The sequence below is a fragment of the Dermabacter hominis NBRC 106157 genome (assembly GCF_001570785.1).
Taxonomy (GTDB): Bacteria; Actinomycetota; Actinomycetes; order Actinomycetales; family Dermabacteraceae; genus Dermabacter; species Dermabacter hominis.
The window spans coordinates 21935-44730 of sequence record NZ_BCSI01000004.1 but is presented as its reverse complement, the minus strand read 5'-3'; the positions used below and the strand labels follow the sequence as shown (position 1 = coordinate 44730).

Annotated in this window: 23 protein-coding genes and 2 tRNA genes; 10 read left to right on the top strand and 15 right to left on the bottom strand. The window is 62.0% G+C overall.

What is annotated here, in order from left to right:
* Window positions 1–28: 28 nt before the first annotated feature.
* Entirely contained in the window at window positions 29–1267 is a 1239-nt protein-coding gene (locus tag DEHOM01_RS05590; RefSeq protein WP_061211881.1) for a beta-ketoacyl-[acyl-carrier-protein] synthase family protein, read from the top strand.
* Between the two features lie 74 nt (window positions 1268–1341).
* Here DEHOM01_RS05590 and DEHOM01_RS05585 read toward each other — a convergent pair.
* A tRNA-Ile gene (locus DEHOM01_RS05585) sits at window positions 1342–1415 on the bottom strand.
* Window positions 1416–1566: 151 nt separating this feature from the next.
* Here DEHOM01_RS05585 and DEHOM01_RS05580 point away from each other — a divergent pair.
* From DEHOM01_RS05580 to DEHOM01_RS05565, 4 genes are all read left to right on the top strand, one after another.
* Window positions 1567–1639 (top strand) — tRNA-Asn (locus tag DEHOM01_RS05580).
* A gap of 79 nt (window positions 1640–1718) precedes the next feature.
* A complete protein-coding gene (locus DEHOM01_RS05575; protein WP_061211880.1) occupies window positions 1719–2207 on the top strand; it encodes an OsmC family protein in 489 nt (162 codons plus the stop codon).
* A complete protein-coding gene (locus DEHOM01_RS05570) occupies window positions 2207–2692 on the top strand; it encodes a peptide deformylase (protein WP_061211879.1) in 486 nt (161 codons plus the stop codon). The genes DEHOM01_RS05575 and DEHOM01_RS05570 overlap by 1 nt, the downstream gene beginning before the upstream one ends.
* A 19-nt stretch (window positions 2693–2711) precedes the next feature.
* Window positions 2712–3269, top strand: a complete 558-nt coding sequence (locus DEHOM01_RS05565; protein WP_439645383.1) for a DUF3145 family protein — start codon at window positions 2712–2714, stop codon at window positions 3267–3269.
* Window positions 3270–3298: 29 nt separating this feature from the next.
* On the opposite strand, the gene dnaG is transcribed toward DEHOM01_RS05565, so the two are convergent.
* From dnaG to DEHOM01_RS05545, 4 genes are read right to left on the bottom strand one after another with little or no spacing between them, the layout of a single operon-like run.
* Complete coding sequence (gene dnaG / locus DEHOM01_RS05560) at window positions 3299–5302, bottom strand: DNA primase (protein ID WP_061211878.1); 2004 nt, start codon at window positions 5300–5302, stop codon at window positions 3299–3301.
* Between the two features lie 15 nt (window positions 5303–5317).
* Window positions 5318–6631, bottom strand: coding sequence for a deoxyguanosinetriphosphate triphosphohydrolase (locus tag DEHOM01_RS05555; protein ID WP_061211877.1), 1314 nt, complete (start codon window positions 6629–6631; stop codon window positions 5318–5320).
* Window positions 6632–6634: 3 nt separating this feature from the next.
* Window positions 6635–7792, bottom strand: a complete 1158-nt coding sequence (gene dusB, locus DEHOM01_RS05550; protein WP_061211876.1) for a tRNA dihydrouridine synthase DusB — start codon at window positions 7790–7792, stop codon at window positions 6635–6637.
* 16 nt (window positions 7793–7808) lie between these two features.
* Entirely contained in the window at window positions 7809–9197 is a 1389-nt protein-coding gene (locus DEHOM01_RS05545) for a glycine--tRNA ligase (protein WP_061211875.1), read from the bottom strand.
* A 142-nt stretch (window positions 9198–9339) separates the two neighbouring features.
* On the opposite strand from DEHOM01_RS05545, the gene DEHOM01_RS05540 reads away from it, so the two are divergent.
* The 5 genes from DEHOM01_RS05540 to DEHOM01_RS05520 are packed head-to-tail and all read left to right on the top strand — an operon-like array spanning window position 9340 to window position 13101.
* A complete protein-coding gene (locus tag DEHOM01_RS05540) occupies window positions 9340–10464 on the top strand; it encodes a metal ABC transporter substrate-binding protein (RefSeq protein ID WP_082738738.1) in 1125 nt (374 codons plus the stop codon).
* Window positions 10461–11243, top strand: a complete 783-nt coding sequence (locus DEHOM01_RS05535) for a metal ABC transporter ATP-binding protein (RefSeq protein ID WP_052126894.1) — start codon at window positions 10461–10463, stop codon at window positions 11241–11243. Before DEHOM01_RS05540 ends, DEHOM01_RS05535 begins: the two co-directional genes overlap by 4 nt.
* The gene (locus DEHOM01_RS05530) at window positions 11240–12109 is read left to right on the top strand and encodes a metal ABC transporter permease (RefSeq protein WP_061211873.1); all 870 of its coding nucleotides are present in this window, start codon (window positions 11240–11242) and stop codon (window positions 12107–12109) included. The genes DEHOM01_RS05535 and DEHOM01_RS05530 overlap by 4 nt, the downstream gene beginning before the upstream one ends.
* A 5-nt stretch (window positions 12110–12114) precedes the next feature.
* Window positions 12115–12522, top strand: coding sequence for a Fur family transcriptional regulator (locus DEHOM01_RS05525; protein ID WP_269472711.1), 408 nt, complete (start codon window positions 12115–12117; stop codon window positions 12520–12522).
* Window positions 12523–12537: 15 nt separating this feature from the next.
* Window positions 12538–13101: a DedA family protein gene (locus tag DEHOM01_RS05520; RefSeq protein ID WP_061211872.1), complete on the top strand. Its 564-nt coding sequence runs from the start codon at window positions 12538–12540 to the stop codon at window positions 13099–13101.
* A 6-nt stretch (window positions 13102–13107) separates the two neighbouring features.
* On the opposite strand, the gene DEHOM01_RS05515 is transcribed toward DEHOM01_RS05520, so the two are convergent.
* From DEHOM01_RS05515 to dnaJ, 10 genes are all read right to left on the bottom strand, one after another.
* Window positions 13108–13908 (bottom strand): isoprenyl transferase, encoded by an 801-nt coding sequence (locus tag DEHOM01_RS05515; RefSeq protein WP_061211871.1) that lies wholly within the window; start codon window positions 13906–13908, stop codon window positions 13108–13110.
* Window positions 13905–14675 (bottom strand): DNA repair protein RecO, encoded by a 771-nt coding sequence (gene recO, locus DEHOM01_RS05510; protein ID WP_061211870.1) that lies wholly within the window; start codon window positions 14673–14675, stop codon window positions 13905–13907. The genes DEHOM01_RS05515 and recO overlap by 4 nt, the downstream gene beginning before the upstream one ends.
* A gap of 12 nt (window positions 14676–14687) precedes the next feature.
* Complete coding sequence (gene leuA / locus DEHOM01_RS05505) at window positions 14688–16400, bottom strand: 2-isopropylmalate synthase (protein WP_061211988.1); 1713 nt, start codon at window positions 16398–16400, stop codon at window positions 14688–14690.
* 177 nt (window positions 16401–16577) lie between these two features.
* The gene (era, locus tag DEHOM01_RS05500) at window positions 16578–17516 is read right to left on the bottom strand and encodes a GTPase Era (protein WP_052126893.1); all 939 of its coding nucleotides are present in this window, start codon (window positions 17514–17516) and stop codon (window positions 16578–16580) included.
* 10 nt (window positions 17517–17526) lie between these two features.
* Window positions 17527–18828 (bottom strand): hemolysin family protein, encoded by a 1302-nt coding sequence (locus DEHOM01_RS05495; protein WP_061211869.1) that lies wholly within the window; start codon window positions 18826–18828, stop codon window positions 17527–17529.
* Window positions 18825–19319, bottom strand: a complete 495-nt coding sequence (ybeY, locus tag DEHOM01_RS05490; RefSeq protein ID WP_061211868.1) for an rRNA maturation RNase YbeY — start codon at window positions 19317–19319, stop codon at window positions 18825–18827. The genes DEHOM01_RS05495 and ybeY overlap by 4 nt, the downstream gene beginning before the upstream one ends.
* On the bottom strand, window positions 19316–20323 hold the full coding sequence (locus DEHOM01_RS05485) for a PhoH family protein (RefSeq protein WP_016664463.1): 1008 nt from the start codon (window positions 20321–20323) through the stop codon (window positions 19316–19318). Before DEHOM01_RS05485 ends, ybeY begins: the two co-directional genes overlap by 4 nt.
* A gap of 2 nt (window positions 20324–20325) precedes the next feature.
* On the bottom strand, window positions 20326–20676 hold the full coding sequence (locus DEHOM01_RS05480) for an HIT domain-containing protein (RefSeq protein WP_061211867.1): 351 nt from the start codon (window positions 20674–20676) through the stop codon (window positions 20326–20328).
* 161 nt (window positions 20677–20837) lie between these two features.
* A complete protein-coding gene (locus DEHOM01_RS05475; protein WP_061211866.1) occupies window positions 20838–21629 on the bottom strand; it encodes a 16S rRNA (uracil(1498)-N(3))-methyltransferase in 792 nt (263 codons plus the stop codon).
* Window positions 21626–22777 carry a molecular chaperone DnaJ gene (gene dnaJ / locus DEHOM01_RS05470; protein ID WP_061211865.1) on the bottom strand — a complete coding sequence of 384 codons (1152 nt, stop codon included), beginning with the start codon at window positions 22775–22777 and terminating at the stop codon, window positions 21626–21628. The genes DEHOM01_RS05475 and dnaJ overlap by 4 nt, the downstream gene beginning before the upstream one ends.
* Between the last annotated feature and the right edge of the window lie 19 nt (window positions 22778–22796).

The window sequence follows — 22796 nt, the reverse complement described above, 5'->3', positions numbered from 1 at the left end:
TTTTCCATCACGCCCGCAAGGAGAACCCATGAGCGAGAGCCCTCGCGTAGTTGTTACCGGCCTAGGCACGTTCAACCCGCTTGGAGTCGACATTGAAAGCTCCTGGAACGCCGCCCTTGCGGGACAATCGACCTCCCACACGCTCGAGAACGATTGGGCCGAGCGCTACGGACTCGCCGTCGACTTCGCGTGCACGGTTGCGGGCGATCCCCTCGACTATCTGTCGAAGCCTGAAGCTAAAAAGCTCGACCCCAACGGCCAGTACGCGATAATTGCCGCACGTGAGGCCTGGAAGGACGCGGGCAGCCCCGAGATCGATCCTCTGCGCCTTGGCGTTGTGGTCGGTACCGGAATCGGTGGCGTGTGGACGATCCTCGACCAGTGGGACACCGTGAAAGAGCGCGGCGCGCGCCGCGTGAATCCGTTCACCGTCCCCATGCTCATGGCGAATTCCGCGGCCGCGCATATCGAGATCGAGTTCGGGGCGAAGGCTGGTGCCCACACTCCTGTCTCGGCGTGCGCCTCGGGCGCTGAAGCACTCGCGCACGGCCTTGACTTCATTCGCAGTGGCCGCGCAGACATCGCAATCGTCGGCGGCACCGAGGGCTGCGTGCACCCGCTCCCCCTTGCCGGCTTCGCCAACATCCGTGCGCTCTCGACCCGCACAGACTCCCCGGAGACAGCCTCCCGCCCCTACGACCGCGATCGAGACGGTTTCGTTCTAGGCGAGGGCGCAGGCATCATGGTGATCGAGACCGAGGAGCACGCAAAGGCACGCGGCGCCCACATCTACGCCTACCTTGCCGGCCGCGGCATGGCATCCGATGCCCACCATATCTCGGCACCGAGCACCGAAGGTCAGGCGCGCGCAATCCGTGAATCGCTCACCGACGCTGGCCTAGCCGCACGCGACGTCGTTCACGTCAACGCGCACGGCACCTCGACTCCGCTTGGCGACCTCAACGAACTCGAGTCCATCTCGATCGCCCTCGAGGGCGAGACCGATCAGGTCGTCGTCACCTCGACGAAGTCGATGACCGGTCACCTCCTCGGCGGCGCGGGCGCTGTCGAATCAATCTTCACGATCCTTGCCCTCCACAACCGCCTGGCTCCGCCGACCATCAACATCGAAAATCTCGATGAAGGCGTCACGATGGACATCGCCAACGGCCAGCCGCGCGAACTCCCAAGTGGAGACATCGCCGCTATCAACAACGCCTTCGGCTTTGGCGGCCACGACATGTCGGTCGTGTTTGCGAGCGCCTAACGAAAACTCACCAAAAAAGCAACGGGGTCCGACGGTTGTCGGCCCCCGTTTGCTCTACTCCTGAGCGTTGCGAGTAGGCCCGGCGGGGCTTGAACCCGCGACCGACGGATTATGAGTCCGGTGCTCTAACCAACTGAGCTACGGGCCCGCGTATGCGCACCATTATCGCTGGTTCGCGCCCCGGAAGAAAAGTTGACGCGGCCCGAGCGCCATGAGCGTGGCCTTTGGCACATCTGCGCCAGATTGAGCCTCTGAATTGGCGAGATAGGCCGGGGCGCTGCTAATGTATTTCGAGTCGATCCCCCATAGCTCAATCGGCAGAGCATTCGACTGTTAATCGAAGGGTTATTGGTTCAAGTCCAATTGGGGGAGCAACAGAAGGCCCCGGGGAAACCCGGGGCCTTCACTTTTCGCGGTAGCGTTAAGCCCCGAGGCCTGGAAGAAGGTACCCATGAGTGTTCACTCGCCCGAGTCATTTGAGCGGCCCGAGGATTTCGGACCGGGCAGCGTGTGGGTCGATCGAGTCGCCACTCGCCAGTACGTGGGTCACACTCAGTCGGGTGTGGAGATCCCCATTGGTCTCGAGGAAGGGCGCGTCAGCCCCGGGGAGCTTTTGAAGCTCGCTCTCATTGGGTGCGCGGGAATGTCGATGGATCATTCGGTTGCACGGCGCCTCGGCGAGGACTTTGCGGCGCGGCTTTACGCGCACGGTACGTCCGACGAAAAGGACGACCGCTACCATGAGATTGACGAGACGATTCAGCTGGATCTCTCCGGTCTTGATGAGCGAGAGCGGGAGAAGCTCGCCGCCGTCATCGATCGCGTCATTGATGCGGCGTGCACGATTCAGCGCACTGTCGTTCCTGGGGCCGAAGTGCGCCACACGATTACCGATGCACATTCCGCTGGCGCGGCTGCATCGCACGAGGAGGAGAAGTAATGGCCAAGCGCGACATTCGCATTGTTGGCGACCCGGTTCTGCGCACCGAGTGCGATCCGATCAAGGACATCACCCCTGGCGTTCGTGCCCTTGTCGAGGATCTCCTGGAGAACGTCAACGAGGAGGGGCGCGCCGGTCTTGCCGCGAATCAAATCGGGGTGAGCTTGCGCGCGTTTTCCTGGAACATCGACGGTGAGCTCGGCTACATCCTGAATCCGGTCATCACCTACCTTTCTGAGGAAAAGCAAGGCGGTGACGAAGGCTGTCTTTCAGTTCCGGACCTGTGGTTTCCGCGCGAACGCGCCGCGAAGGCGGCGTGCGAGGGCCTTGACCTTGACGGAAACAAAGTCGTGCTCGAGGGCGATGGAATTGTCGCGCGCTTGATCCAGCACGAGGTGGGTCATCTCGACGGTGCGCTTTATATCGACGGTCTCGAGAAGAGCGAGAAAAAGAAGGCATTGCGGGCTATCCGCGCAAACCTCTAGACTGTCGTAAGGCCCGAGCTTGGCCACCGCAAGTATCAACGCGAATCGTGGGGAAGACGTTTCGATTGATACGAAAGGTAAGCCCATGGCTCGTGGAACCCTCACAATCCACTCCGTGCCGCGTGCCCTCGCACCTCATCTTGAATGGGCCGTCAGCGGAGTTCTTGGTGTGCCCGTACGCGTAAAGTGGCATCGCCACGAAAGTGATCCCTCGCAGCTACGCATGGCGATCAACTGGACCGGCCCCGAAGGCCTTGGTGCACGCCTCGCGACTGCGCTTCGTGGCTGGGACAGCGTGCGCTTCGAAGTCACGCAAGAGCCGGGAGGCGGCGAAGAGGGGGCACGGTGGATGTACACGCCCTCGCTCGGCATCCATCACGCCGCGATCGACGCGGCGGGCAACGTCACGCTCACCGAAGACCGTATTCGTTTTTGCATTGCCGCTGGTGCTGGCGACGCCGCGCGCATCGAACAGGAGATCGGCAAGGCTCTTGGCGAGGCGTGGGATCGCGAGCTCGAGGTATTCCGCGTAGCCGCGAGCGGTGAGGAGCCGCGCCGCCTTCACCTCGTCGGCTGACCGACCGTTTCCAAAAACTCCGCGTGCCTCTAGTCTTTGAGGGCGCGGAGTTTATGCTGCGCCTCTTGAAGGGCATTCATGGTCGCCCGGTACTCCTCGGCGTCGCGCTCGGGGGTGAGCCTTCCGAGTTTGCGACGCAGCTCGGAAATGTCGTGCGTGAAGCTCAACTGCTGTAGACGGCGTATGAGCGCGGGGCCCAGACGGCTCAGTTGCTGCTCATCGCGTGCGGGAAGCGGGTAGGAGGCAAGGTCGCCGATGAGCGGGCGCAAGGAATCACCCGCAATTTCCATGACCGCTTCGACAAACGCGCGCACGCTGACGTTCTTGTGCGCCGCTTCCTCGAAGAGGCCGGTCGCGATCACGCAGTCCCACACGCTCTGAAGGGTCACCGTGCGAAATGGCTCGTCGGGCAGCGCATGCACATCCTCGATACTGACGCATGAGGGCGCCTGAAGCAGGAGGGACAGTGCCTGCACTTCGGCCGTCTCGATCGGGTCGTGCGTCTGCGCTATATCTCGCAGGCGAATGGGCGACAGGAGGGGTTCGGCATCGGCGGGTGCGTGCGTGGCGTCGGAACTGCCCGCGCCGGGGCTCTCCGGCACATATTCCGACGCTTGCTGCGCGATCCTGCGCTGCTCGTATACCGCCTTTCCGGCGTCCTGAACCGCTCGTTGAACGGTTCGTTCATCGAGGCCAAGCCACCCGGAGAGCCTGCGCGCGTACTCGGGGCGAAGCGCGTGATCTCTGATCTGTGCAACGACAGGGGCGGCCATTCGCAGGCCGGCGATCTGGCCTTCGGCGGTGTCGAGGTCGACGGAACGCAGCGCTGCTCGAATAGCAAACTCGAACATGGGAATGCGGGCAGCGATGACGTCTTTGAGCGCTTCCTCACCGCGCTTGACGCGAATGTCGCACGGGTCCATCCCCTGGGGGTCGACGGCGACATACGTTTGGGCAACGAAGCGTTGGTCTTCGCGGAAGGCTTTGAGAGCCGCGTTTTGCCCCGCTTCGTCGCCATCGAACGTGAAGATGACTTCTCCCCCAGCTCCCGCGAACGATCCGCCACCGCTGGCAAGGCTCAGCGAGCTGAGCGCGGAAGTGTCGCCCATAATGCGGCGCACGAGGGTGACGTGCTCGGAGCCGAAGGCGGTTCCGCACGAAGCGACGGCGGTGTCAATACCGGCTGCGTGGGCTGCCATGACGTCGGTATACCCCTCCATGACGACGACCTGGCGTTTTGCGGAAATGTGCTTGCGCGCGAGGTCGAGACCGTAAAGTACCTGCGATTTCTTGTAGATGGGGGTCTCGGGCGTGTTGAGGTATTTCGGGCCTTTATCGTCCTCAAAGAGCCGGCGCGCGCCGAAGCCGATCGTTTTGCCCGTGACATCGCGAATAGGCCACACGAGGCGCCCACGAAAACGATCGTAGACACCGCGCTGGCCTTCAGAGACGAGCCCGCTGAGAGTCAGCTCTTTCTCCGTGAAGCCGCGCGAGCGCAAGTGCCTCGTGAGGTTGTCCCACCCCTGCGGCGCGAAGCCGATCCCGAAGTGGGCGGCCGCGCGCGGCCCAAAATCGCGTTCCGCCAGAAATCGACGCCCGATCTCAGCTTCGGGGCTCGTGAGGTGTTCGCGGAAGAATTCCTCCGCTACCTCGTGGGCCGCGAGCAGCCGCTGGCGGGTACCAAAGTCGGTTCGTGGACCCCCATCGCGATCACCGCGCGAGAAGGAATCTTCGTACCGCAACTGGATGCCGTAGCGAGAGGCCAAGTATTCGACGGCTTCGGTGAAGCTCATGTGGTTGATCTTCTGGACGAACTCGATCACGTCTCCGCCTTCGCCGCAGCCGAAGCAGTGGTAGCGGCCGATCGCGGGGCGAATATTGAACGAGGGAGTCTTTTCGTCGTGGAAAGGGCACAGGCCCTTCATCGAACCTAGGCCCGCGCTCCTGAGGGAGACGTGCTCGGAGACGATCTCTTCGAGGTTCGCGCGCTCGCGCACGGCCACGATGTCCTCGCGTTTGATGAGGCCTTTCACGCGCACCTTCCTCGCTCAGTTAAACGGGATTTCCGGGCCGAACCCGGGAAGTGGCACATCGCCCGCCAACGCATCCGAGTAGGCGCCAGAGAAGAACTCGGAGTGCAGCCGCACTGCGGAGACATCGGTGAGCGACGCGATCTGATCCACGATAACTCGCTCACGCTCCTGAAGCGTGTTCGCCCGCTCGTACAGCACGGTAAAGATGGGATCCAGGTGCGCCGCTCCCGTGCGGCGAAAGAGCGTAAAGAGATCCGTAAGGATCTGCTCCTGGAGGGCATACACGCCCTGCTGAGCCCTGCTCGACATGACGTATGCGGCCGCGAGCCCTTTGAGAACGCAGATCTCTCGCTCGGTGTCCTCGGGAATCACGACGCTTCCTTCGAAGCGTGCCAGTGCGTGCTGCCCGTGTGCCTGACGAGTCGCCTCGACAACCGATCCCACGAAGCGGCCGATGAGCTGAGAGCACATGTCCTTCAGGGCCGCAGCGGAGAACGGATCCCCCGAATGCTCCCACTGCCACACCGTTTCATTTTCGAGGCGCGTAAGGGCGACATCAAGGTCACTAATCTCGAGATGGGGGGTGTACCAGTCCTGGACAACATAGAGCGCGGCCTCGCGCTCTTGCGGATCTTTCAGTGCCCGCAGCGTGATCGTTCCGCCCGTTATCGCATCCTCGATATCGTGCACCGAATAGGCGATATCGTCAGCAATATCCATGACCTGTGCCTCGAGGCACTTACGGTGCTCGGGCGCGCCCTCGCGCGCCCACTCATACACGGGCAGATCATCCTCATAAACCCCGAACTTAGGCGAGTTGGGATTCGGGCCTTCACCGCGCCGCCACGGGTATTTGATCGCTGCATCGAGCGCCGCCCGCGTCAGATTGAGGCCGTAGCTCCTTTCACCGCCAAGGACCTTCGGTTCGAGCCTCGCGAGCAGGCGCAGTGTTTGAGCGTTTCCCTCAAATCCGCCGATGTCGCGCGCGAGTTCATTGAGCACCCGCTCGCCGTTGTGCCCAAACGGCGGGTGCCCGAGGTCATGTGAGAGGCATGCGGCGTCCACGATATCGGGGTCGCAGCCAAGTTCATGGGCGATATCGCGGCCCACTTGTGCGACCTCGAGCGAGTGAGTGAGCCGGGTGCGGGAAAAATCGTTCGAGCCAGCCCCGAGCACCTGGGTCTTGGCACCGAGGCGCCTGAGCGCCGACGAGTGCAGCACTCGCGCGCGATCGCGTTGAAACGGCGTGCGCGCCTGGGACTTCGGTAGTTCCGCGAAGAAACGCTCGATGTCGCGCGAGTGGTACGGGGCAGGAATGTGTGGTGGCACGTCTCAACCTCCCGAGACGGAAAGTTCCGCCTCGTGCAAACGGGCGCGGTGTTCTTCTGAGATTTCGCGCGAATCGAGCCAGCCGTCGGGCATGTGGGTGCGCTTCGGGTGCCCTGCTCGCCCGCGGGGGCCTTCAACCGGCTCACCCGGGTACGGTGCGTCCCAGTCGAGACCAGCAAGCTTCTCCTTGAGGTCCTCGAGCGATTCCATGGTCGCAAGGGCGTGCCGTGCTTTGCCACCCACCGGGTACCCCTTGAAGTACCAGCCGACATGCTTGCGCAGATCACGCACGCCTCGTCCTTCGTCCTCAAAGAACTCGATCAGAAGCTCGGCGTGGCGAATGAGCACCTGGGCAACCTCCCCGAGTGTCGGTTTCACTCGATCAGGTTTGCCGGCGAATCCCGCGGCAAGATCGGCGAAGAGCCACGGCCGCCCCTGGCAGCCTCGGCCGACGACCACGCCGTCACACCCCGTCTGCTCGACCATGCGCAAAGCGTCCTCGGCGCTCCAGATATCCCCGTTTCCGAGCACCGGAATGCTCGTGACCACTTGCTTCAGCTCCGCGATCGCGTCCCACCTAGCATGCCCCGAATAATGCTGATTGGCCGTGCGCCCGTGGAGCGCGATCGCCGCGGCACCGGCCTCTTCCGCGATGCGTCCCGCGTCGAGATAGGTGAGGTGCGAGTCATCGACGCCCATCCGGGTCTTGACCGTCACGGGGACGTCCTCGGCGGCCTTCACGGCCTCGGTCACGATGCGGGTGAACAGCTCAGTCTTCCACGGAAGCACCGCACCGCCGCCCTTGCGGGTGACCTTAGGAACGGGGCAACCGAAATTGAGGTCCACGTGATCAACGAGATCAAGCTCGCGCAGCACGCGAATCGAAGCTGCGATGGTCGCGGGATCAACGCCGTATAGCTGAATGGAGCGAGGCGTCTCCCGCTCCCCCATCGTCACGAGACGCATTGTTTCCGGGTGGCGTTCGACGATCGCGCGGCTCGTCACCATTTCGGAGACGAAAAACCCACCGTCGTTTTCCGAGTGAAGCGCGCCGAACTCGCGGCAGAGGAGACGAAACGGCATGTTCGTCACGCCCGCCATCGGGGCGAGAACCACGGGAGTGTCGCTCGTGTGAGGACCAATCGTGAGGGAACGACTCATGCGTGAAAGGAGCTCCCTAGCATCCTGCAAGACGCTCGGCGAGGTAGCCCTTGATCTGGGAGAGGGCTACGCGCTCTTGAGCCATGGTGTCTCGATCGCGCACGGTCACGGCCTGATCGTCGAGTGTGTCGAAGTCGACCGTAACGCAGTAAGGCGTGCCAATTTCATCCTGGCGACGATAGCGTCGACCGATCGCACCAGAGAGGTCCATCTCGATGTTCCACAGCCCGCGCAGCTCCGAGGCGAGGTTGTGCGCGGTGGGTTGAAGATCCTCACTCTTGGATAGCGGAAGCACGGCGACCTTGACAGGCGCGATGCGCGGATCGAGTTTGAGAACGGTGCGCTTATCGACTCCGCCCTTGGTGTTGGGAGCCTCGTCTTCTTCGTAGGCGTCAATAAGGAACGCCATCATCGAACGCGTAAGGCCAAACGACGGCTCGATGACGTAGGGAGTGTAGCGTTCGCCGCTTGCCTGGTCGAAGTACTGCATCTTCGTGCACGAAGCTTCCGTGTGGCTTGCGAGGTCAAAGTCAGTGCGGTTAGCGACGCCCATGAGTTCGCCCCATTCGCTGCCCTGGAAACCAAAGCGGTACTCGAGGTCGATGGTGGCATCCGAGTAGTGGGCACGCTCCCCTTCCGGAACGTCAAAGCGGCGAATGTTTTCCGGTTTGATACCGAGATCGAAAAACCATTTCTCGCACGCCTCGACCCACTCGTCGAAAAATGCGCCGGCTTGCTCCGGCGGGGTAAAGAACTCGATCTCCATCTGTTCAAATTCGCGGGTGCGGAAAATGAAGTTGCCCGGAGTGATCTCGTTGCGGAAGGACTTGCCGACCTGGCCGATGCCGAAAGGCGGCTTCACGCGCGCAGCGGTGACGACGTTGAGGAAGTTGACGAAAATGCCCTGCGCTGTTTCGGGGCGAAGGTAGTGCAGGCCCTCCTCGTTGTCGACCGCGCCGAGGTAAGTCTTCATGAGGCCCGAGAACTGCTGGGGCTCGGTGTACTCGCCCTTGGTGCCACAGTTCGGGCATGGGATTTCGCTCATGCCCTCGGCTTTACGCCCCTTGCGTTCCTCGAACTCCTCCACGAGGTGATCCTCGCGGAAGCGGTTGTGGCAGCTGCGGCATTCGATGAGCGGGTCCGTGAAGGTCTTGACGTGCCCCGAGGCCTCCCATACGCGAGTAGGCAGGATGATTGAGGAGTCGAGGCCCACCATGTCGGCGCGCGAAGTCACGAACGTGCGCCACCACTGGCGTTTAATGTTCTCCTTGAGCTCAACACCGAGGGGGCCGTAGTCCCACGCCGAACGCGTGCCGCCGTAAATATCGCCGGCGGGGAACACGAATCCGCGCTTCTTCGCGAGGGCGATGACGTTATCGAGCTTCGACGGTTGGGGCTTCGCCACGAGATCTCCTTGGAACGATGGGCACGCATGGCTTGCGCGCTTTGTTCCACCCTAACCAGAAACCGCCGAAAGGTTGATCCTTCTTGCACGCAGGTAGGCGAAGATTTGCCGCACACCACAACAATCATTGATAATAGTTCTCATGAATGATTCACGCTCACTTTCAGGCATGCCTTCCCCCATTTCTCGCCGCGCGTTCACGCTCGGCGGCGGGCTTTCGCTTGCGGCACTTCTTGCCGGGTGTGGCGGCACGTCGGGTGGCGCGAAGGGGTCCGACGCCTCCTCGGGTTCCGGCGATGTTTCGGTCATGATCACGTGCTACCCCACCCAGTACCTCGCCGAGAAGATCGGCGGTAAGCACGTCTCAATCATCAACCCGGTGAAGCCGGGCATCGACCCTCACGGCCTCGAGCTCTCGGTGCAGCAGGTTGCGCAAATGGCCGATGCCGACCTCGTGGTGCAGATCGAGCATTACCAAACAGCCGTCGACGATGCCATCAAGGCTCACAAGCCGAAGAAGCTTCTGAACCTCAACGAGTTTGTGGACATTCTGCCCGCAAGCGGTGAGGAGCACGAGCACGAACACGGCGATGAGCATGCTCAAGAGCATGAACACGAACACGATCACGAGCATGAGGCGAGTGACGGCGGCGGCGAGCACGAACACGAACACGAACACGAACACGAACACGATGAGCACTCTGACGAGCATGATCACGAGCACGGTGGCCACGAACATCATCACGATCACGGCGGCATCGACCCGCACTTTTGGCAGGACCCGCACCGCATGATCAAGGCGGCAAAGGCACTCGCCGACACTCTCTCCGAGATCGACGCAGATCACGCCAAGGACTACGCGAAGAACTACGAATCGCTCGAAAAGGAGCTCACGAAGCTCGACGAAGAGCTCCACGAAAAGTACGACTCCGTGACGCGAGAGAAGGCTTTTATCACGAGCCACACCGCGTTCGCCTACCTCGCAAAGACCTACGACCTTCATCAAATCGGCATCGCGGGCATTGACCCTGAAAACGAGCCCTCGACCGAACGTCTGCTCGAGCTCGCTGATCTCGTCAAGAAGGAGAAGCTGACGACCGTCTTCTTCGAGACCTCGGCGACTCCCGCCGTCGCTGAGGCGCTCGCGAGCCGCACGGGCGCGAAGGCGGAGGAACTTGACAATCTTGAGACGCAGCTCGATGAGAAGAAAGATTATGCTCAGGTCATGCGAGACAACGCCGACAAACTCGTTGCTTCCTGGCAGTGAGTAGCGCCACCACTCACGACGCCGCCGCGTTTGAGGTTCGACATGTGAGCCTCAAACGCGGCGGCAACGTCGTCCTCAAGGACGTCACAGCCCGCATTAACGAGGGCGAAGTCGTCGCCATTCTCGGGCCGAACGGCTCGGGTAAGTCGACGCTTCTCAAGGCCATGATCGGGGTGCTGCCCCTTTCGGGTGGAAGCGCCCAGATCCTCGGCCGCCCCTCGACCACGCGGGGTGTGCACGACGCGATCGGATACGTGCCACAAATGGCCGCGTTCAGCGGAAATATTGCGGCGAGCGCGTACGAGACGACCGCGAGCGGCCTACTCACGAGCACGCGACTGTTCACCCGGGCACCGAAGCACAAGGTCCAGCGTGCCCTCGAATTCGTGGGGCTCGGTGCTCTTTCGAGCCGCGCCGTCACGGAGATGTCCGGTGGTCAGCGTCAGCGCGTCATGATCGCTCGCGCTCTCGTGCGGGAGCCACGCATTCTTGTCCTCGACGAACCCTTTACCGGGGTCGATGCCGCGACTCAAGAGAACATCTCTCAGCTCATCGGCAAGCTCCACGAGCGCGGGACGACTGTCGTTGTCGTGCTCCATGATCTCGACCCGCTGCGCGACCTCATTACGCGCGCAATCGTGATGGAGGAAGGTCGAATTGTTCACGACGGCCCACTCCCCCACGACGATCCGCATGCGGATGCAAGCGAGAGCGAGGACGGAAAGCACCACGTGAACGAGACCATCGACCAGTGCCTAGGGAACGAGATTCACCCGTGAGCCCCCTCGACCTTCTTCTCTCGCCGATCGTCCGCTACCCCCTCATCATCGCGGTACTAGTGGGGCTTACAGCGCCCGTCGTGGGCACCTATCTCGTGCAAAAGCGGCTTTCGCTTCTCGGCGACGGGCTTGGCCACGTCGCGCTCACGGGTGTGGCAATCGGGTGGCTTGCTAGCTCGATCTTCCAGCTTTCCAGTAGCGATGCGCTCGCGATCCCGGGAGCGCTTGCCGCGAGTGTCATAGGTGCCGTGCTCATCGAGTACGTGCGCGAGGTCGGCCATACGAGCCGCGACACAGCCCTCGCGATACTCTTTTACGGCGGCATCGCTGGCGGAGTCGTGATCATTCAACTTGCTGGGGGCACGTCGCAGAGCCTCATGGCATATCTCTTCGGGTCACTCGCGACGGTCACGCACTCCGATCTGTGGGTTGCGCTCGCTCTTGCACTCGTCATTCTTCTCGTCGGCGTCGGCGCGCGCCCACTTCTGTTCGCCGTCACGAGCGATGAAGAGCACGCGCGAGCGATCGGTCTTCCCGTACGTGCCGTGAACGTGGTGATCGCCATTATGGCTGCGCTCACCGTGACCCTCGCGATGAGAATCGTCGGTGCCCTGATGGTGTCCGCTCTCATGATTGTGCCGGTCGCGGCAGCGCAACAGGTCGTTCGCGGATTCACGCGCACGATGCGCGTGAGTATGCTCCTTGGCGTCGTCTGTGCCGTCAGCGGGCTCCTCCTGACCGTGTACGTGGATCTTCCGCCTGGTGGCGTGATCGTGCTGATTGCGATTGGGTTCTATATCCTGGGAGTTCTCGCGCAGGCAGGTATTGGCCGCGCGCGAATCTCGCACGAACCGAAGGGCACGTGATTGTCGTGGCAAAACCACTCCGCACCACTAAACAGCGCACCGCGATTTTGGGCGCGCTCGAATCAGCACAGGATTTCATGACGGCGCAGCAGCTACACGACCTTTTGCGAGCCGACGGAGAGTCGGTGGGGCTCGCAACCGTGTACCGGAACATGCAGCCGCTCGTCGACGCTGGTCTCGTGGACGTCATCATCACCGATTCGGGCGAAGCGATCTATCGTCAGTGCACGACCGAATCGCACCACCATCACCTCGTGTGCCGCACATGCGGCAAGACCATCGAGTTCCTTCCGCCCGAGCTTGAAGGGTGGGCAAATAAGGTCGCTGAGGAGAATGGCTTCACCCAGATCGAGCACACGCTCGAAATCTTTGGTCTTTGCCCCGATTGCTCGGCGTCGTCCGCGGCGAAGTAGGCGTCTCCTGCTGGAATGCTCGATTGGATCAACTCCCTTCCCCTTCTTCCCGCGATCGCTTTCCTCATGGTCGTGATCTACTGCCGCGCTGGGGGCACGTATCTTCTGGGAAGATTCGCCTATACACTCGCGGACCGCGGCCGCTTCCACGCGATCCTCACGAGCCCGCGGGTTGAAAACGCCGCAGAAAAGGTCAACAAATGGGGCGCGCCGATCGTCGCGCTCAGCTTCCTCACGATCGGCTTCCAAACGGCCGCCAACCTCGCGGCGGGAGTGACACGCATGCCACTGGCTCGTTACCTCCCGGCCCTCCTGATCGGCGGGTTTGCGTGGGCCGTTATCTACGCGACCGTAGGTCTTGCCGCATTTGCCCTGTGGTGGAGGGTAGCCCTCACCAATCCCTACGTGGCGGTGGCTATAGCCGTGGCAGCCGTCGGACTACTGACGTACTACATCCTTCGCAAACGCGCCGAGCGAAACCGCGCCACGAGAGAGCTCGCGCACGAACGTGTCGTGACGGGCGAGCGCGCCCCGCTGCTCCCCGAAATGGAAAGCGGCAAAGCCGAGCGCGACAGCTAGCGCACCCTACTCTTCGAAGCCTTCGGACGTCGCAACTTTGTCTATCGCCCCTCCAAATCGACGGTCACGTTTGGCATAGTCGAGAATGGCGCGCCAGAGGGTCCGCCTATCGACGTCCGGCCACAGCTCGGGAACGAAAAGCATCTCGGCGTAGGCAGCCTCCCACAAAAGGAAGTTCGAGGTGCGCTGCTCACCCGAGGTGCGAATGAACAAATCGACGTCGGGCATGTCGGGGTCGTAGAGGTGGGCGCGAATCGTCTTCTCGTTGACGCGCGACGGCGAAAGCTTGCCGTTCTTGACCTTTGTCGCGATCTCACGGACCGCATCCGTGAGCTCCGCCTGACCGCCATAATTGACACACATATACAGCGTGAGCCCCGTGTTGTGCTTCGTGAGTTCTTCCGCTTCACGCAGCTCTTTGATCACGCTAGGCCACAGCCGTTTTGCCTGGCCGATCCACTTTATGCGCACTCCCCACGAATGGAGCGTGTCTCGCTGTCGCCGCAAGACGCTCCGCGAAAAGCCCATGAGAAAACGGACTTCGCTCGGGGAGCGCGACCAGTTTTCCGTCGAAAACGCGTAGGCGCTCAGGTGCGTCACGTTCGCCTGAATCGCCCCGGCAACAACGTCAAGAAGCGCCGCCTCGCCGGCGGCATGGCCCTCTGTGCGAGGCAAACCCCGCTTATTAGCCCAGCGTCCGTTGCCGTCCATGACGACAGCGACGTGTTTCGGGATGAAGCGTTCCTCGAGAACCGGGGCCTTCTCCCCCGAGGGGTGTTCGGGCGGGTTCACGTAGCTGGCTTTCACGCGTTCTCCTTTAGCGCCGGCGCGCTTTCGATGGATCGATCCACCAATTCTAGGGCAGCAAGCGGCCGCTCAAGGTGATAGGAAAGAATACGCGCGATGAGACGGCCCGCTTCTGCCTGCGCAGCAGGGTCGGTTGCGAGGGCCTCGTCCCAGTCTCCCGCGAGTAAAAAGATCATGTGTTCGGTCACGCTCGGTCGCGCTGCCACGGCGCCGGGGCGCCGGCATTCTCGGCACACGACGCCACCTTGGCTCACATCGAATGCCTGGTGCGGCCCTTCTGCCCCGCACACAGCGCAGTTGCGAAGCTCCGGGCGCCAACCCGCCATCGCAATGCTCCTCAGCAAAAAGGCATCAAGGACGAGCACGGGCGGCCGCCCGGAATTCACGAGCGCGTGCAGTGCCCCAACGAGCATCATGTAGTGCGCGCTCGTAGGGTCGAATCCTTCGTTCGTGAGTCTCTCCACGAGCTCGCCCATAGCCGCCGCTGCCGTGTAGCGCGCGTAGTCGCCAGCGATCTGCTCGGCGTACGCGGTGATCGTCACGACCTGCGAAACGGTATCGAGGGAGCGTCCACGATGACACTGCACGTCGACACGCTGGAAAGGCTCGAGGCGCGCGCCAAAGCGGGAGGAGGTTTTCCGCACTCCCTTCGCGACCGCGCGGATCTTCCCGTGGTTTTTCGAATAGAGCGTAACGATGCGATCGGCCTCCCCCAAGTCTTGGGTTCGAAGGACGATCGCATCGTCGCGGTACAGCCTCGATGCCACCTGCGAGCGGCCCTACAGAATTCCCGCGCGCGCGGCACGATTGAGTGCCGAAATTAGCGCCTGAAGTGAGGCCCTGGTAATCGAGCCGTCAATGCCCACGCCCCAATAGATAGACTCGCCGATCTCGGCCTCGATGTACGCCGCGGCGAGCGAGTCATCGCCCTCGCTCAGTGCGTGCTCGGCGTAGTCAAGAATCCGTACCTTGACCCCGCGCGAGGCGAGCGCCTTCACAAACGCATCGAGCGGGCCGTTACCGAGGCCCTCGATCGTGCTCTCGTGATCCTCGACGCGAAGCTGCACAGCAATTCTGTCTGTCCCTTCGCCCTCAGAGTGCTGGGTGAGCCCCCTGAAGCCGTAGCGTCCCCAGCGCTTGGACGCATCGGGGTTGGGAAGGTACTCGTCGACGAACGCCTCCCACAGCTGGGCTGGAGTCACTTCACCACCGGCAGTGTCGGTGCGGCGTTGCACGATGGTCGAAAACTCGATCTGCAGGCGGCGAGGAAGATCGAGTCCGTGCTCGGTGCGCAGGAGGTACGCCATGCCACCCTTGCCGGACTGCGAATTCACCCGGATAACCGCCTCGTAGCTGCGGCCGATGTCCTTGGGATCAACGGGCAAGTAGGGTACGCGCCACGTCGCCTCGCTCACCTCGACACCCGCGCGCTGCGCATCGGTGTCCATGCGCTCAAGGCCCTTCTTGATCGCATCCTGGTGCGAACCCGAAAAAGCGGTAAACACAAGGTCGCCGCCGTACGGGTGACGCTCATGGACCCCGATTTGATTGCAATGTTCGACCGTACGGCGAATCTCCGGCACATTCGACAGATCGAGTTGAGGATCAACGCCCTGCGTCGCAAGATTGAGGCCGAGCGTCACGAGATCGACGTTACCCGTTCGCTCCCCGTTGCCGAACAAACACCCCTCAATGCGGTCCGCCCCCGCGAGGTAACCGAGCTCGGCCGCCGCTACCCCCGTGCCGCGGTCATTGTGGGGATGAAGCGAAAGCACGACGCTCTCGCGTGCGTGCAAATGGCGATCCATCCATTCGACGGAATCCGCGTACACATTTGGGGTCGCCATCTCGACCGTCGCCGGAAGATTGATAATGATCTTCTTCTCGGGGGTCGGTTTGATGATGTCGATGACCGCGTTGCACACGCGTGCCGCGTACTCGAGCTCCGTGCCGGTGAATGACTCGGGCGAGTATTCGTAGGTGATGTCGCAGCCATCGAGCGACTCCTCGTATTTCTTCGAGAGCAACGCCCCCTGCACGGCTATGTCGAGAACCTCGTCCTCGTTCGCGCGGAATACGACATCGCGCTGCACGATCGATGTCGAGTTGTAAAAATGCACGATTGCGCGCTTAGCGCCCTGGAGCGCCTCGTACGTGCGCTCAATCAGGTGCTCACGACACTGGACAAGCACCTGAATCGTCACGTCATCCGGAATGAGATCCTGCTCGATAAGGGTGCGGCAGAAGTCAAAGTCCGTTTGCGACGCCGAAGGAAACCCGATCTCGATCTCCTTGAATCCCATCCCCACGAGAAGGTTGAACATTCTGAGCTTCCGCTCGGTGTTCATGGGGTCGATGAGTGCCTGGTTACCATCGCGAAGATCCACCGCACACCAGCGCGGCGCACGGGTAATCACGCGGTTTGGCCACTCGCGCCCCTCAAGCGTGAAGGGAATCTGCTCGTGAAACGGGAGATACCGCTTGACTGGCATACCAGAGGGCGCTTGGGGCGCATCCCCGTGCTGCCCGAGAACGGGCGTGCGCGGATCTTCAGTTGCGGCAACGATACGAGCTTCGCGGTTCATGGCCGTCACCTTACACCTGGGGCGAGCAATGCGAGAGCGGCAACCGTCGGACACTCGAACTGTGAGACGAAACGGCTCGAAAAATTAGAAGCCCAGGCGACCGAGCTGCTTGGGGTCCCGCTGCCAATCCTTGGCGACCTTCACCCGAATATCGAGATGGACCGGGCGACCCATGAGATCCCTGATGCCACGCCGCGCCCGCGTACCGACCTGCTTCAGACGTTTACCGCCCCTGCCGATCACGATTCCCTTTTGGGAGTCGCGTTCAACGAAGAGTGAAACGCGCACCACGAGCCTGCCTTCGCCGGGCGCCACCTCCGCGAACGGATCACCATCGAGCGACTCCTCCACGATCTCCTCGACCACAACGGCGAGGGAATGCGGGAGTTCATCGCGCACACCCTCGAGCGCAGCCTCGCGCACGAGCTCCGCGATACGGTCGCTCACGCTCTCCTCCGTGAGTTGATCATCCGGGTAAAGCGCTGGGCCCTCGGGAAGATGCGAGGCAATGACATCCATGAGCACGTCGATCTGCTCACCCTCGAGCGCGGAGATGGGAACGATGTCTTCAGCCTTGACAAAACGCTCAACCTCCATGAGGTGAGCGGCGAGCTCGTCTCGGCTCACGAGATCTACCTTCGTCACGATCGCCACGATCGCCGGGCTCCGACGGTTGCCACGCAACTGTCGAAGGTCCTCGGCGATAAAGCGATCGCCGGGCCCGATCTTCTGGTCAGCCGGAAGGCAAAAGCCCACGACATCAACCTCGGCTAGGGTTTCGCGCACGAGATCGTTGAGGCGCTTGCCAAGAAGAGTGCGGGGGCGATGGACGCCCGGGGTATCGACGATGATGATCTGGTCGTGTTCGCGGCTGACGATCCCTCGAATGGCTCGCCTCGTCGTTTGAGGTTTCGAGCTCGTAATCGCGACCTTGTCCCCCACCATCGCATTCGTGAGCGTCGATTTGCCGACGTTGGGCCTGCCGACGAGAGCGACGAAGCCACTTCGATGCACGGTTTCCACTTTTGCTCTCCTAATCGTCGCTCTCGTGCGACTCGTCACCGGTATCGCGCGGGGCGCGGCTGACGAGAATTGCTGAGACCTGCTTGCGTCTGCCACTCGTGCGATCCGCTTCCATGTGTAAACCGTGGGCAGTACCCTCGGCGCCCACGATCGGCACCCTTCCGATGGTTTTCGCGAGGAGACCACCGATCGTGTCAACGTCGTCGTCTTCGATCTCGAGATCGAACAGCTCGCCGACCTCGACGATGGTCATGCGCGCGGGAACGCGGTATTCGCCTTCGGCGACCTTCTCGGCCTCTTGCTCGCGGCGGTCGTGCTCGTCGGCAATCTCCCCCACGATCTCTTCGAGGATGTCCTCAATCGTGACGATGCCGGCAACACCACCGTATTCATCGACGGGGATACCAACGTGCACGCGAGAGGTACGCATGGCTTCCATGACGCGATCGGCAGTGAGGAACTCCGGGTAGAACTTCACGGGCCTCATGATCTCTGTGACGGGCCGATCGCCGCCGGGATCCCACGGCGAATGGATCGCACGCATCACATCTTTGAAGTACAGCATGCCGAGCAGGTCGTCGACGCCCTCTTCGCCGATGACGGGAATTCGGCTGTACCCCGAACGGACGAACAGGCGCATGGCCTTGTTCGCGGTCGCGTCCGCGTCGATCGTCACCATATCGGTTCGGGGCACCATGACCTCGCGGATCATCGTGTCGTCAAGATCAAACACGCCCTTGATCATGTTGCGCTCGTCGTCCTCGAGCGCTTCCGTTTCACTCGCGCGATCCACGAAGTGGCGAAGCTCCTCCTCCGTCGCGAACGGTCCACCCGCGACCTTCCCGCCGGGAGTGAAGGCATTCGAAATGTGGATGAGGACCTTCGCAGGAAGGGCTAGGGCGACCCGGGCGAAACGGACAAGCGGGGAAAGAGCCGAGATCGTTTTCTCGGGGGCACGCCTGCCTAGCGTGCGGGGCGACACGGAGGCTCCCATGAACGACACGAGGAAGGTCACCGTAATCGCGAGGAGGAGTGGTAGCCACAGTCCCTCGAGCCGTTCGAACATGAATGCCGTGATGACAACAGCGTAGGTCGTTTCGGCAAGAACGCGCCCAAGCGCGATCGTGGCGAACGTCGTGTGGGTGTCGTCGTGCATCGTGAGGATGCGGTCCCGCTTCTTTTCTTCGTCTTCGAAGTAGCGCTCGATACTGTGGCGCGAAAGCGTGCTGAGCGCGGCGTCAGCGGCCGAGAAGCACACCGCGAGGACGATCGCGACGATAGCGAGTGGAACGAGAAAAGCGATGGCACTCATGCGTCGGGGCCGCCGGTATCGCAGATGCCCACGCGAGAGCCACGGCCAGCGAGAAACGTCAACAGGAGCTTGCGCTGGAGCGTGAACATCACACGCTCTTCCTCGGGCTCGACGTGGTCGTAGCCGAGCAGGTGAAGGATGCCGTGAGTGAGCAGAAGAAGCATTTCTTCTTCAGAGCTGTGGCCGGCAATACGGGCTTGCTGCGCGGCGACGGTGGGGCAGATGACGATGTCCCCGAGGAGGCCCTCGGGGGCGAGCTCCCCTTCGCGTCCTTCGCGAAGTTCGTCCATGGGGAAGCTCATGACGTCGGTGGGCCCCTCGAGGTCCATCCACTCCTCGTGGAGTTCACTCATTGCCTTCTCGTCCACAAACGTGATCGACAGTTCGGTGGCCGGGTGCAAGAACATGGCTTCGAATACGTAGCGAGCTAGATCAACGAACTCGCGGGCATCGATCTGAGCGGTCGTTTCGTTGTTGACTTCGATGCTCATCGCTTCCCCTTCTTCTTCGGTGAGAACTCGGAAAGATCCCAACGCGCATAGGCGTCGACGATGTCGCTGACGAGTCGGTGGCGCACGACGTCCTTCGAGCTCAAGTGGCAAAAGGCAATGTCGTCGACCTTACCGAGGATGCGTTCGACGACTTTGAGGCCGCTGCTAGTGCCTCCGGGAAGATCCACCTGGGTCGCATCGCCCGTGATCACCATGGTCGAGTTGAAACCCAGGCGGGTCAGGAACATCTTCATCTGCTCGGGTGTCGTGTTTTGCGCCTCGTCGAGGATGATGAACGCATCGTTAAGCGTACGCCCGCGCATGTAGGCAAGCGGCGCAACTTCAATCGTTCCCGCACCCATGAGCCGCGGGATGGACTCGGGGTCGAGCATGTCGTGAAGCGCGTCGTAGAGGGGGCGCAAGTAGGGATCGATCTTCTCGTTGAGCGTGCCCGGGAGAAATCCGAGGCGCTCGCCTGCTTCGACCGCGGGGCGCGTAAGGATGATCCGGTTGATCTGCTTATCGAGAAGTGCACGCACGGCTTTCGCAACCGCGAGGTACGTTTTTCCGGTGCCTGCGGGGCCGATGCCGAACACGATCGTGTTCTCATCGATTGCGTCCACGTACTCTTTCTGGCCGATCGTCTTCGGCCTAATCGTGCGCCCTCGTGCGGAGAGAACTGATTGACTGAGGATCGCCGACACGTGCTGGTCACGTCGCCGATCATCGCCGTAGAGTTCTGCGGCGCGGTGGACGGCTTCGCCCGTCACGGTTTCGCCGCTTGCGGCGATCTCAATAAGAGAGTTCATGATGGCGGCAGCGCGATCGAGCGAGCCTTCGGGGCCGCGCAGTGTGATCTGGTGGCCGCGCATCGACACGTCGATGTCGGGCATGATCTTCTCGATGACGTTGAGTGCCTGATCGTTCGCGCCGAGAACGGCGACGGGACGCAAGTGGTCGGGGATTGCGACGTAGCGTTCGAGGATTTCGGTGGTCTCCTGCACGGTTAGAAGAGGTCTCCTTCGGATTGGGCTTTACCGGCAAGAATGTGCCCGTGCACGTGGAAAACGCTTTGGCCAGCGCTTTCACCGGTATTGAAGAGGAAGCGGAACTCGCCTCGGGCATGTTCTTTCGCGACTGAGCCCGCTGCTTTGACGACCGCAGCGAGCAGGTCCTTGTTGGCCGAGAGCTCCACGATGTTGGCGTAATGTTCCTTCGGCACGGCGAGCACGTGAACCGGAGCTTTCGGCTCAAGGTCTTTGAAGCACACGACGTCGGCGTCCTCGTAAACCTTGGTCGACGGGATCTCGCCGGCAACGATTTTGCAAAAGACACAGTCTGGTGCGGTCGTGGTCATCGGTTCCTCCTCAGGGCTGCCGCCGCACGGTGCCGGAAACTGGCGCGTGGCGGCTCGTGTGGGCGCTGGTTCCACCAGTCTAGTAGTCGGGTGCCCGCGCGGCTTGTGCTTCCGACGCTCGCCGGCCGCGAGCCGTGAAGGCAGTCAGTATCGCGGTGGGGCTACTGCCACCGCCCGGTTACTGCGCACAGGGCCGCAAGAGCCGCGGGGCCCGCGCTCGAGGCCCGAAGAATCTCCGTGCCCAGAAGCGTCTGCGTGGCACCAGCCCGAGTAAACCGGTCGATCTCGCTGTCGCTCATACCGCCCTCGGGCCCGACGATGACCCAGACGTCGCGAGGAATGCCTTCTTGCGTACCCGCGGCGGGGTTGAGATCGCGTAGGTGTGCCCCGAGTCCTACGGTTGCACTCTCGTGCAGGGCAAGAACCGTCGATCCGCTGTCAACTGCACGCGCGATTTGGGAAGCGAGATCGTCACTTGTGACGACGGGCTCGAGCACGGGGATGCGTGCGCGACGAGACTGTTTAACTGCGGCGTTGATACGCGCACGCCACTTCTCAAGCCCCTTATCCTCTTTCGTGCCTTTCCATTGGACGACGCTGCGATCAGCTTGCCAGGGAACGATGCGGTCAACGCCAAGTTCGGTCGCCATTTCAATCGCCGATTCGTCGCGGCCGCCCTTAGCGAGCGCTTGGACGAGCACAAATGTCGTCTCCGGCGCTGGCTGGTGCGTGGGCGCGCTGCACAGCTGAATGTCGAAGCTGCTCTTCGATACGCTCGTGACGGTAGCCTCCACCTGGTAACCGTCCGTGTCCGTCACGAGGATGCTCTCGCTCGGGCGAAGCCGCATGACGCGCGCCCCGTGGTGGCCTTCGTCCCCGCCAATCTCGATTGAGGTTCCGGCGGTGGCGTCCTCGAGAGTCCCCTCGAGGAGAAGGAAGTTCTTGAGGCTCACAGATCGCGGAATTTCTCGCGGAGTTTCGCGAACACGCCGCCGTCGCTGTGCTGAGCATTTTTCGCCGCCGAGCGCAGGTCAGGTTCGTTACGCATCTCGCCGAACTTGGCGAGGAGATCTTTTTCGGCACCCGAGAGTTTCTTCGGGATCTCGACGCCCACTTCGATGAGGATGTCGCCTCGAGAATCGCCGCGCAACGCAGTGACGCCGAGGTCGCGGAGCCGAATCACGTCACCGGGTTGAGTTCCGGCCTTGATCTCGACCTCGCGCTCGCCGTCGAAGGTCGTGAGGGTGGCCTTCGTGCCGAGGGCCGCGGCAACCATGGAAATTGTGAGGCGCGCGAGCAGATCGTTGCCTTCGCGATGGAAGATCTCGTGTTCCTTGACGCGCACCTCGACGAAGAGGTCACCTGCGGGGCCGCCAGCCTCACCCGCTTCGCCCTCCCCGCGAAGCTGGATGCGGCGACCTGTATCGATGCCCGCGGGAACGCGCAGCGTAATCGTGCGCTCGTCCTGCACACGGCCGTGCCCCTGGCACTCGCTGCAAGGATTCTCGATGATCGTGCCATGACCCTGACAGGCCGAACACGGCGCGAGTTGCACCATCTGACCGAGCAGAGAGTTCACCGTGCGCTGCACGTGGCCGCTTCCGCTACAGACGGTGCATTTCTTCGTCTCCGTTCCGGGCTCACAGCAATTACCGTGGCAGCGATTACACGTGACAGCCGTTGGGAACGTCAGCTCCTTTTCGGAGCCAAAGACGACGTCATCAAGCTCGAGTGTCATGCGTCGGAGGATGTCGTTACCGCGGCGTTCGCGCGGGATCGGGCCACGCCCGCGCCCACTCATTCCTGACGCACCCGCGAATACATCGAAGAGGTCGGAGAAATCGAACGTCGCTCCCCCGCCGAAGCCACCGAAGCCGCCGCCCCCGAATGGGTTCTGACCGCCCATGTCGTACATTCGACGCTTTTCGGGGTTGGAGAGGGTCTCGTATGCCTGGGAGACCTTCTTCATTTGATCGGCTGCGGCGGGATCGGGATTGACATCGGGGTGCAGCTTGCGGGCCTTCTTGCGGTAGGCCTTCTTGATCTCGTCCGCGCTTGCGTCCTTTGAGACGCCGAGGATCTCGTAAAAGTCGTCGTTCACGAAGTGTGGTTCCTTGAGA